This is a genomic window from Anaerococcus sp. Marseille-P3915 (genome assembly GCF_900258475.1).
Classification (GTDB): domain Bacteria; phylum Bacillota; class Clostridia; order Tissierellales; family Peptoniphilaceae; genus Anaerococcus; species Anaerococcus kampingae.
Map to the genome: position 1 here is coordinate 820,986 of NZ_LT984887.1, position 12,781 is coordinate 833,766.

A 12,781-nucleotide genomic window follows, 5' to 3' on the forward strand; every position below is an offset into this window, starting at 1 on the left:
AACTTATATTTCCCCCCTTTCTTGGCTAACACAAATTTCATCTCTTATTGATTTGCCATTTAATTTAATATCTAAAATAGCTTTTCTGTATAGCAACTCTTCTAAAACATCTTTACTATCCAAAATCTCAAACGCCCACATTGTTTTATTTATGTCATCTCTATCCAACAACTCTTTTACACACATTGCTGTTAAATAACCGTTTATAAGATAAGTATCTCCACATATAACTTCTAAAAACTCCTCATATTCCCCAAACCCATAGTCTAGAATTATAGAACATTGATACTTGTATTGAAGTAAATTATCCTTAGCTTTTCTTTTACTTGATATTTGCTCATTAATGTAATCGGCAACTTGATATACTTTCTCCAAGGAATATTCTTTCTGGATTTCTGAAACACCCTGTCTTAGAATCTTATCATGCTCTGGGTTGAGATACACATTATTCCAATAAACTTCATTATTAGGAAATTTTTCAGAAACATTTAATAACTCTTTAGAAATATATTTTATACATACAGAATTCAAAGGTAAAAAATCAACATTATTTTGTTCTTTTAAATCAACTTCTCTGCTTATTTTTTTCTTTTCTCCTTTATAGATAAAACAATTGGTCTCAATATATCCATCTAATGAACTCATTAAAACATCAATTAATGCATTTAATGTCACTTTCTCATTTCCTCCAGCATACATGTAAATACGTTTTAAGTTTTTTGAATATTTTTCATTGAGCCACTTCAAAACAATTCCAGATAATCCTGGGAAATTTCCAGTACCTATTACAGATTTTGTATTTAAAATTATTTCATCATCCAATAAATTAACGCCAAATAAATCAACATATTTTAAATCAAGTTTTTTTATTGCATAAGCAATTTTAGGGCTTGTAACATATGAAGGTCCTGTCGCATTAACTATCAAGTCGCAATCCTTACAAAAAAGGTACAACTCTTTATCATTCAAAACATCAACGGATACGTGCTCAATATATTTATCTACGAGATCTTTTTTTATATATCTATGTCCACATCTTAACCTATACCCACTTTGCTTCAACTCCTCAAATACTATATTCCCGCAAAAGCCACTAGATCCCAATATACCTATCTTTTTTTTCATTGTTTTTTATCTCCAAAAATATTTTTAAATACTTCACTTGCCATTTTCCCATTTAAACATGTTAAGTGATTCCCTTTTATTTTTTGTAGCTTTATATCCCCTAAAGTTGCATTCTTCCAAAATTTTTCATTATCAATATTATCGAGCGGTAAAAAAGTAAATTTTTCATTATCACAATATAAAACTTTTACATCTCCTACATAATTTTCAGGCTCATATAGCATAGCAGCCTCAAAACTTTGAGAGAATATGTTAAATCTTTGCTTAATATTACTTAAAGTATTTATTTCATTAAGCTTTTCGTTTTCAATGCTATTTAACATCCTATTAAAACGCTCATTTTCATCTAATGTACTAAATTCTACATAACATTCTTTCACATTCTTAAATTTATCAATAGACTCTAAAAATAAATCATCCCTTTGCATTAATTTAAGATTATAATTCTTCGATAAGTATAGTAAGCTCTTTCTCACTTCTTCGTCTGAAACTGAATGACCAGCTTTATTAATATTCGCTCCTATGAGTTGTGCAAATGCCCTTTCTAATAGAAAATTATTTAGTATCATCTTTTTGCATATCATAGTATCTATTGTGGTCACCATATTTACCTTCAAACCTTTTTCTAATAGAACTTTACCAGTTTCAATAGCTATCAACCCACCCGTACAAAATCCTATTAATTCGAATTCTTTTTCTCCCGTCTGCTCTAATAGATTTGCATACTCGTATCCTAATGTTGATATCAAGTTATCTGGAGATATTGATAAAAAACTTTTTTCATCAATATTTCCTAATCCGTATAAATTATACTTATCACAATTTTCATTTATTAATGGTATCAAGCTCGAATATGGTCCCAAGCTTCCTAAACCATCATGAAATAAAACACATGCTGAATTCGTAGTCTTTTTCTCACTCAGTAAAATTATTTTTCCTATACTCTCATTATCTTCTTTTAGTTCTTCTTGCGAGTTAAATATAAAATTACTACACATTTCTCTTAAGGAATCTGATTGAATTAAGCCCAACATTATCTGATCCCAAGGAACTTCTTTAAACTCTGCTAAGTTTTGTTTCATTTTAGAGGCAATCTGTGCAGCTATTAAAGAATCACCTCCTAATTCGAAAAAGTTGTCATTAATGCTCAAACTTTCAACTTTCAATGTTTCTTTCCATATTTGAACTAAATTTTTTTCTAAATTAGTTGCAGGTCCAACTTCCTTCTTATTTATTTCTTTTATTTTTACTCTTTTATTAATTCTTTCCTTTAAATCATCTCTTAGTTTTCTTCTATTAATACAAGCTTCCCTTGTAAGAGGGATTGAATTAATAACATTAAATGTATTAACTCTAATAGGATAAGGCAAGAGTCTTAATATATTATTTAAAATTCTTTTTTTATCTAAATCAATAATACTTTCTCTAAATTTTACAATATATAAACATTGTCCCAAAATATCTCGTTCTCTGCTATTGTCTGGAAAACACTTCACCAAATCACCATTGCAATAATTTATGATTTTATTCATGTCATTCATTGATAAAAACACTTGATCCGTATCTTCTCTAAATCCTTTTATATGGTCTAAGCCTGCATGAAACTCCATTGAAGTTAATAACGCATAACTTCCGGGTAAACCTTCAAGAATTACTAGATGTCCATTTCTAGTAAGCATTCCCTTAAATTGTTCTAATACTTCAGATTCATCATTTGCATTATGAAATACATTATTGCAAATGATTAAATCAAACTCTGAATTATTCATTCCCTGTTCAAAATAATCTTTATTTATATCGTAAATTCCAAAATCTATATTATTATACTTTATAAAATTTTTTTCTGCTTCATTAATAAATGACTGAGAAATATCAGTAAATAAATACTTTATATTATAATTTTTAATTTGCTTCATTAAATCAATAGTGGTTCCTCCAACTCCTCCCCCTACTTCTAAAATCCTGAAATCCTTGTTAGGAAAGCGTTGATTGAAATCATCTATAATATCATTAATATATTTTATCGTTGCTTTATTCATTATGTTACTTATAGGATTGTTTTTATATGCTGCTAAAGCTACATCAAAAGAACCATTTGGGAAAAATAACTCAACTGGATTTATCTTTCCTTGTAGCAATTTAATTAGATTCACTCGTGATTCATAAAAATAATTCATCATTATATCGCTGTATTTAACGTGCAAATCTATCTCTTTCCATTTTTCCCATGCCTTTCCTATATTATCTACTCTACAACTATTTAATTTGTATCCTCTGTTTGCGTTGTATTTAATAATTCCCTCGGAAATAAGTGCATTAAGCCATCTTTTCAATAATCTTTTGTATATATCAACAACCTTTGTTTCATAATATATTTCTTTAATAGAATACCACTTGTTTTTATTAACAAATACTCCTAATTTTAAAAATGTTTGAAAAATATCCTCTATAGCCGTTTCGTTTGATGCCTGCATCCACCTTAAAAAATTATCCAAGTTAAAGTCATCCACATCTTTTATGTTGAACTCCGAAAATTTAATATTTCTGGTATCTTTGGTTGCTTCAGAAAAATTTGGTTGGACAAACACATCTACGCTACAATCATTTTTATTGAGGACAATTGCAGACTTATGAATATCTTTTAAAGAATTAATTTTACTTTCAATTTCATAAACATTAATATCGTTACCCTCTAATTTTACATCACCAGTACTATCATGGGTTACTATTATACTATCTGATGTATACATTCCTCTAAATTTTGTTTTCGCAAGAACATTTTTTTGATCAGTACTGTTATATATGTCACTACTTGACTCATCGTTCGATTTTTTGTTGACGAATATATCACCTACAACCCATTCTGGGCACATAGACAAATGCTGATCCAAAATAGAAACTTCACCGCTCGATAGATTCTTGTTAAATGAAAGCAAATTATCTTCATGATCCATCTTTACATACTCTTTACATAAAATCATATACTGCTCATTATCTTGAATTGTAAAATCATCAATCATAAATATAATTCTAAAACTTTCTAATAACTCTGGAAATTGATTTATTAAGCTCATAGAGTCAATAGCAGTTATAACAATTAAAGTTTTAGAAATTATTGATTTTATTTTTGATTTACGAATATGATTTTTACATAACACTTCAAGTTGATGCATATTGACCTGTATGAATTCTGAGTCCATTATCATTTTATTATATTTTTGTTGTGAAATATTTTTGCACAGGTTTAATGTTGATTGAGATAATAAGCATATTAATAAATTCGTAATTAAAACACGGCTATTGTTATTTTCACAAACTAGTAATTCATCAGCTTTTCTTACTTTCAATAAATCAATTTGTTTTCTGACAAAAGAAAATATGTTTTTAACCTTGATAGGATAAAATCTCATTTCACCTAATTGATCCATCTCCTTTGAAATGAGTGTAGCCTTTGCTATATCAGTTATTTCAAATTTATCTGGTTTTCCATCATCAAAATCTTCTATCTGTTCCAAAGAAATAATTTTTAAATTTTTATAAATCTCTCCATCTAAGCAAAAATCGTTAATATCATTAATTAGAGCAAATTTAATATCATACTTCTTGTTTAGCGACTCTATTTCTTCTAAATCTTCCGTTTCATCAATAGGTAATGCTCCCCCTCCTATTGATAATATTGCTAAGATAGCTCCGACTTTTAAAAAAGCATCCGGTAAATTAATTAAAACAGTATCTCCAGCTTTGCATTTATTTATAATTAATAAATCTCTAATATTTCTTACTAGCAAACCTAATTTTTTATACGTATATTTTTGATCATAATTATTCAATATTATTTTAGAAGCCATTTCTTCTAGATATAGATTTCCAATAAAAGATTCAAAATTCATATTGTCATTAAACTCCGATGACAATATATGACTCTGGCCAAATGTTCTTAACACTTCTTTATCTTTGCTAGAGTTTTCTTTACGTCTATTTAGTATAATATCAGAGAATCTTGTAAAAGCTGATTCAATCATACCTTTAGGGAATATATTATCTCTTACATCCCATGTAATCAATATTCCACCCTTGTCTCTCATTACCTGACAATCAAGTATTACTTGTGGGGTCTGTGTTATTTTATAAACCAATTCCCCAAAATTACTTATACTGTTACTTTTAATGTTCTCTTGAATGCCTAAAGCACTTGTAAAAACATATGGATATATTATATTCTGTTTTCTTGATTTTGATACTTCTCTAAGAACTTCAATACCTGAAAAACTTCTATTATCAATATCCTTCCAAAGTTGAAGCTGGATATTTTGTGCATTTTCCACAAATTCATTTTCGTTTAAATTGCTTATTTCTAGTAAATTGATATCAGTAAAATCCCCTACAATAGAACTAATATTAGGATGAATATCATCTCTCTCCGAAATTGTGACATTTATACAAAATCTTTTTTCGCTAGACCAACGGCTTAATACTTCTGCATATGCTGTTAATATAAACGCTGTTAGGGTTATTTTGTTTCTGCTACAAATATCTTGTATTTCTAATTCTCTCTTTTCAGTTATACGAAGATTAAATTGTTTTATTGATACATTTCCTTCACTTGATTTGGTTGTTAATGTTGGTCCTTCAGGTAAATCTTCAATTTTTTTCAACCAATAATCTTTCGCTTTATTATAGTTGATTCGATATTCACTTGTTTTTTTGAAGTTTTCATCGAATACTATAATATCTCTAAATGTTATTCCTTTGTTTTCTAACTTAATATCTTCAAAATATGAGTCCTCAAGATCTCTAATTATAACTCCAATGCTTGTAAAGTCTGCAATCAACATATCCAAAGACAAATGAATTATACTGTAATCATCAAATGATGTTATTTCTATGTCATATAGTGGCCATTTCCCTAACTCATAAGTCTTTGAAGATAATCTCTTTCTAACATTTTCCAAATGTTCGTCATTAAAATGGTATTTTGAACACCTTTTAGTATATCTTATATCTGGAATATTATAATCCTTTAAGATTTTTTGTTTTCCATCATTGTAAATTACAGCATGTAACATTTCATTTGCTATTATTACATCAGTCCAGGATTTCTTAAATTTAGCTATATCAATTACAGGATATTTTATTTCACAATAAATTTTACAGTTTGTTTGTCCATATTTATATAGCTCCCCTTTACCTACTGTATAAGCTAATTGCATATTTGTTAAATCAAATTCTTCATTTAAATTTTCCTTGTCAATTATTACAGGAGAGCAACTTTTTGCAAGAAAATCTATTAACTCATCTCTTATCTTAGAAAGTTCCTCTTGAATTGCTTTATTCATAACACCTTTTGGGGAATTATAGCATAGTTTTCCATTTTCTAAAAATAACCTTATGCCTTGCTTCTGATATTTTAGAATAGTTTTTTCTATCGACATATGCCCTCCTATATAAAACCTATTTCATTATCATTGTTATTGTTTTTATTCCTGTTATTTATTTCCTTAAAGACAGCATTAGAAAAATCTTGGAGCATAGGATTTTCTAATATTACAACCATAGATAAATTAATATTAAATGTTTCGTTTACTAAGTTTGTTAATTGCACAGCATTAAGCGAGTTGCCACCAGATTTGAAAAAATCATCTACCAACTCTAGTTTCTCTACTTTTAATACATTTTCTACAATCCTGACTATCTCATTTTCAAATGTTTGTATACTCTCTTCTGACTCACTATTGAGGTTTTTATCATTCCTGTTGTTTGAAATTGATTTTTTAATAAGGTCTTTTTTCTCAATATGGTTTATTGTCAAATCCATTTCTGTGTCATCATTTGAAATTCTTATTAATTCATCCACTTTTTTGTTGCTTGATTCTAAAAAATCATTTATTAATTCTACATATGCGTTGAAACATATATCTATCTCCTCATTTATGAATAAATTAGTTACATAATCCCATGTCAATATAAGGTCTTCATCTAATTCTATTACTTGATGATCTAACCATACTTGAGGCGTTTGGCTTATAGAGTAATTTAACTCACCGAGAAAATCTACATTTCTATTTCCTTTCATTCCTAAGCCACTTGTAAATATAATTGGAGCAATCATATCTGTATGTTTCTTCTCTCTTAAATCTCTTAAAAACTCTATTGAACTATATGATGAATGCATCATATCAGAAAGGAGTTGTTCCTGAATTTCCTTTGCATTTTCCAAAATAGTTTTGCTTTTATCAAGTTTTATTTCCAATAAACATAACTGAGTAAAGTCTCCCATAACTTTATGAATTTCAGGATGAATATCTTCCTTTATAAATTGTGTCACATTAACTACAAAATTATTGCTGTTACTATATTTGCATAACATTGTAGAAAATAATGATAAAAGTATAGTTGTTGGTGTTACCTCTACTTCAGTCGCTAATCTTTTAATTTCTATCCAATCGTCTCTCTTTATTCTAGCTTCTTTTCTTTTAAATCTTTGTTCAGAGTTATTTCCATCATTTTTCATAATGGATAATCTTGGCATGATAGGAAATGAGTCCAACCTGTTTATCCAATAATCTTTATCTCGTTCATAATGAAATCTGTCTTCTTGTTTTTTATATAAAACATAGTCTCGAAATGTTGGTTCAATAGTTTCCGAACTAAAATCTCCATCATATTTAAGCTTTATTTCTTTTAAAAACTCAAACATGCTCCAACCATCAAGTATTGCATTATCAATTCCTATAAATATTCGAAATAGAGTTTTAGTAATTTTAGTTACTTTAAAATCAAATGTAGGAAAATTACTCAAATCTATAATTCTATGCGAAAGTGATTCTCTCATTTGCAATAAAATATTTTCTTTAGCATCATCATCCAAAGTGCTTAAATCATTTATATTTAATAAATAGTATGGAACTTCTTTCAGAATTACTTGTTCTCCTGAATTTAATATTATTGTTCTTAAAGCAGGATTATATTCAATGATATCATTTAACGCTTTCTGTAGTTTATTGACATTTATATCCATACTATCGAATTCAAAATAACAATGTGTTGATACATTCCCTAAGTTATACGCCCCCTGTCTACCTATCCAATAAGCCATTTGTACATCAGTAAGTGGAAATGGCTCATATATGTTTTCTTTATCTGGCACTAAAGTTCGTATTTTGCTTCTATTGATAAACATTTTGTTTTTATCTATAAAATCCGACAAAGAAGCTACAGAGGCACTCTGAAAAATGTCTTTTATCGAAATTTCTATCCCCATTTTATTTTTGACTTTCCCGATAATGGATGCTGCTGTTAATGAGTCCCCTCCAACGATAAAATAATTATCATTAACTCCAATATTTTCATTGCATAAACATTCTTTCCAGATATTCAATAATATTTTTTCTGTATCTGATATGTCATTTGTTATTTCTTCTGAAATAACTCTAGAATGCTTGACATCCTTCAGTAAATCTTTTTTAAGCTTCTTTCTATCTGCTTTTCCATTCTTATTAAGTGGGATTTCATCCACATGATAAAAATAAGTTGGAATCATATAATTTGGAACTATTCCCAACAAATAGTCTTTTAGATCTTCAAATGAGATTTTATTACTTTTTAGTTTTTCGATAAAAAAAGTATTGAAATTAGCCTTGGATGACTCATTGACATTGCTTTCATAAAGAATTCTACTAATATCTGTTTTTAAATTAATGTCGTTATTAATACCTATGTTTTCTGGATTCAATATATCAGCTGTAATCAGAGAAAGTAAATTTAATTTATTAATTTCATTTCCTACAAGTAACCCATTTGGTTTCAATTTCTTTATTAGCTTCTTTAATGTCTCTCTTGAATCTCCACTCCTGTGAATTGAATTTAATGCTATTACCACATCAAAATAATCCTCTTCCAATCCATCATTTATTTCTTGATTAATAATAGAATATCTAAATTTACTATTTTCATTAATATCAGATAAGTCTTCTTTTAAAAACACAGAATTGTCTGCATAAACATATTCCTCAACATAATCTTTGTATTTATTAAATAATCTATTTGTCATTTGACTGTTTCTAGTTGAATATTCTATGATTCTTAATTTTCTGTCTGTATTCTTATCTATATAATTATTTAGAGAGTTTACTATACTATCTATAGATTCTTTATAATCTTCTATGGCTTCAGCAAGTCTTACTAAATTAAATTTTTTATCTTCTCTGTAGAAAACTTCTAAAGGATCTCTCCCTGTTTTTAAAATATCTATAAGCTCTGGTGTAATTTCTTTTGTGAATCTTTCAATTTCCTGTACTGATTCCACGTCTATTTTTATTTTAGAAATAGAGCTATCTTCTTTAAATCTTCCATCAACCTTTTTTAAAAGCTTAAAGTTTACTAGTGTATCAATCCATTTGTCCACTATTATTCTATTTGAACTTGACAAGTTTATATCTTTATATATTTCATTTAAAGAGTAACTTTTACTAGTAAAGTCAATCTTTAACCCATTAAATACATTTAAAATGGTTTTCAAAACTAGTTTGTCAATTTCTTTGTTTTGGTATATAGTTTCATCATTTGATGAAGGTATTTTAGGTTTTACCAAAAAAGAAGTATTAAAACCTTGATTTTTTGGCATGTTGTTAACTTCATATGAATTAACATCACTTTTAATAAAGGCTACTAACTTCTTGCTTCCTCCTCTTTCCATTAAATCAACAATTACATTTTCTACCCCAGCATACTTTGCTATAGCTTTCTCAATTTCACCAATTTCAATTCGATGTCCCTTAACTTTAACTTGAGTATCTTTTCTACCAAGAAATTCTATGGTACCATCGTTCCATATTCTTCCGTTATCCCCTGTTCTGTACCACCTTATATCATCTTCTACAATGAATTTATTATCGGTTAATTCAGTATCTCCTCTGTACCCTTCAGCAACACCTACTCCTCCGATTAATAACTCGCCTTTAACATAATTAGGACAAGTTCTGCCAAAGTCATCTACCACCTTATATACTTGATTCTCTAGAGGCTTTCCATACGGTATCGAAACCCAATTGTTCGGAATTTCTTTAGGTACATTTAGATAGTTTGACCATATAGATGCTTCCGTAGCCCCACCCATGGCTACAACAACAGAGTCATTGCTCATATTATAAAATCTTCCGGGTAGATTTAAAGCAATCCAATCTCCTGATAACATAACAACTCTAAAAGGTAATTTTCTCTTTTTTCCTTCAGCCATTGTAACTAACATGTCAAATAATATTGGAACTGAATCCCAAATAGTAACATTATATCTATCAATTAATTCAAGCCATTCATCTGGATTCCTATAATTGTCTTCACTTGTGGTAATAAATGTACCACCAGCATGTAAAAGTCCAAATATATCAAACACAGAAAGGTCAAAATCTATAGAAGACACCATTAAGACAGTATCATTAGTGTTAATGTTATATTTCTTATTCAGGTCTATACAGGTGTTGATAGCACTAGTGTGCATTATTTCAACGCCCTTTGGCACTCCTGTTGTCCCTGATGTCATAATAATGTACGCACTGTCATATGGACTAACTTGAACAGGACTTTCTAATTTCTTATCGCTATTCATACCTTTATCTAAATCAATAATCTTAACTTCTTCGTTATTCAAAGAACAACTAATTATTGTTTCTTCATCACTTATTATGTGATTTATACCAATTTGATCATATATTTTACTTCTTCTTTCATTAGGCTGTGTAATTCCTATAGGTACATATGCTGCGCCGCTAAATAAAATTCCAAAAATAGCAAAAATTTGTCTGCATCCTCTTGGAAGTGTTATTCCTATATAATCACCCTTTTTTATGCCTTCTGATTGTAAATAAAAAGCAATTTTTAAAGCATTATCATAAAGTTCTCCATAACTTATCTCTTCACCTGTAGAAGAGTCTATAATTGCCACTTTACTTGGATTTAATATAACATTTTTAATAAATCCATCATAAATTCTTTCATCTGGATATTTTAGTGGAATAATAGCTTCAATTTCTTGCCTTCTAATTTCCTTTTGCCTTTGAGATAAAACATCTGTTTTCTTTTCCCAATTTTCTTTTTTAGTTAAGGAAATAAGGAGTTCATAAAAAGCATCAAACATATCATTTAATAATTCTTCTGGGTAAAGTTCTTCCACAGCATCCCAACATAAAATTAACTTTTCATCTGTTACATAAGTCTGAAAATCCAACCAAACACCTGGTGTTTGAGAAATCATATATGAAATTCCCCCAAGCGCTTCTCTTGACTTTTCCGTTTCTAAAGGATAATCAATATTACAAGCAAACACAATAGGAGCCACGTTATTATTGTTACCTATTTCTTTATACATGTCTCTTTGAACTTGGACACCAGAATATGAGCTATGCGAAACATTTTCTAAAAATACTTCACTAACCCTCTCTATAGTTTGTATCAATGTTTCCCCTAGTCTTCTCTCATAATCTACCAATAATAAGTTAGTAAAATCTGCAATCATATTACTTAAATTACTGTTTTCAGTATCCCTATTAAATAAAGGCATATTTATTAAAAACTTTTCTTGATTAGTCCATCGTTCTATTACAAGACCATAGCAGGCCAATAAAACCATTGATGGTGTTACTTTATGCAAAGAGGCTAGTCTTTTTATTTCACTCCAACTTTCTTCATCTACCACTTTCTTTCTTCTAATAAACTTAGTTTCTTTAACCATTTCAGGCCTAATTTTTAGTGGTAAATTAGGTGCTTCCATAGGAAAGTCATTTTCAATTTTTGTCTTCCAAAAGTCCTTATCCTCTTCTAATTGTAATTGATTGTCTTTATTATCTCCAATATAATCTTTGAAGGTATAGTCTATAGAATGTTTTTCACCTTCTCCTACATAATTTCTTGTTAATTCTTTAATCATAATGCTTAGACTCATAACATCCGCAACCAACAAATCAATATCTAAAAAGATTTTTGTCTTTCCCTCAGGTAATAAAGCAATTCCAAGACCTGCTACTTCACCTTTTTCGACCTTTAATTTCCTATGAGATATTTTTTCTCTAATTTCATTTAAAGAATCCTTAATTTCTTTATTATCTAGATTCTCTAAGTTGTATACACTGATTTCGTCTGTGTAAGGAGACTCCATGATTTCCTGAGTGCCATCACTGTTAAATTTTGCTCTCAACATTGGATGATCTTTTTGTAATTTTATCCACGCTTCATTTAATTTTTTAACATTTATATCTTTACCATCAATTTCTAGATAGGCATGACACCCTACGCCTCCCAAAACCTGATCATCTTCTCTACCAACCCAGTAAGCATATTGCACATCTGTTAACGGAAATTTAATACCAACATATTCTTTGTTCTTAACTATTTCTGCTTCTTTTGATATAAATTTATCGTTAATTTTTGCACTCTTAATTAACATTTCCCATTCATTAAAAGTTGGTTTTTCCATTAATTTAGAGAATGATATCCTAATACCTGATTTTCTTAACTTATTAGATATTTTCATTATCATAATAGAACTTAATCCTCTTTCTATAAGATTATCGCCCTTCTCAAAATCATCGTTAATTTCCATGCGAATATGTTCTTTAATGGACTGTATCACTTTGTTTTTTATATCATTTATCTCCATTGCTAA

The 12,781-nt window shown here is 28.7% G+C and carries 3 protein-coding genes; all 3 read right to left on the reverse strand.

The window, feature by feature from the left end:
• Positions 1–3: 3 nt before the first annotated feature.
• From C8269_RS04160 to C8269_RS04170, 3 genes are read right to left on the reverse strand one after another with little or no spacing between them, the layout of a single operon-like run.
• Positions 4–1,125, reverse strand: a complete 1,122-nt coding sequence (locus C8269_RS04160) for a saccharopine dehydrogenase (RefSeq protein ID WP_002842334.1) — start codon at positions 1,123–1,125, stop codon at positions 4–6.
• Positions 1,122–6,557: a condensation domain-containing protein gene (locus C8269_RS04165; RefSeq protein ID WP_106460514.1), complete on the reverse strand. Its 5,436-nt coding sequence runs from the start codon at positions 6,555–6,557 to the stop codon at positions 1,122–1,124. The genes C8269_RS04160 and C8269_RS04165 overlap by 4 nt, the downstream gene beginning before the upstream one ends.
• Before the next feature lie 8 nt (positions 6,558–6,565).
• Positions 6,566–12,775, reverse strand: coding sequence for a non-ribosomal peptide synthetase (locus C8269_RS04170; RefSeq protein WP_106460515.1), 6,210 nt, complete (start codon positions 12,773–12,775; stop codon positions 6,566–6,568).
• Positions 12,776–12,781: the final 6 nt, after the last annotated feature.